At 41.9% G+C, this 277-nt stretch carries 1 protein-coding gene; it reads right to left on the minus strand.

The window, feature by feature from the left end; all coding sequences use genetic code 11:
- Nucleotides 1–194, minus strand: a 194-nt coding sequence (locus JUI58_RS02760; protein WP_204102217.1) for a hypothetical protein, incomplete at its 3' end; no start/stop codon positions are given.
- Between the last annotated feature and the right edge of the window lie 83 nt (nt 195–277).

Genomic DNA, 277 nt, shown 5'->3' on the forward strand with positions numbered 1-277 from the left:
CCGTCGCTATCGGGATAGAGAACTTTGTCTTCGATGGTTAGAGGAGAAAGTTGTTGTACCATTGCCTCAAAGAAAGAAAGAGTCAATACTTTTGATTCTATTATACAAGCAGTGCAGCCTCTCGTCGGCGAAACTCGATAGATTATGACTGGGAAAATGATGGCAAAAATCGTTGAAATTTCCCAGAGTGACAAAAGCGGGCTAGGAAAAAGAATCAGGATCGATCCCCAATTGTAAAAGGCGATCTCTCATTTTTTGTAAGTCAAATTCGGCGCGA

It is taken from the genome of Spirulina sp. CCY15215, assembly GCF_016888125.1.
GTDB lineage: Bacteria > Cyanobacteriota > Cyanobacteriia > Cyanobacteriales > Spirulinaceae > CCY15215.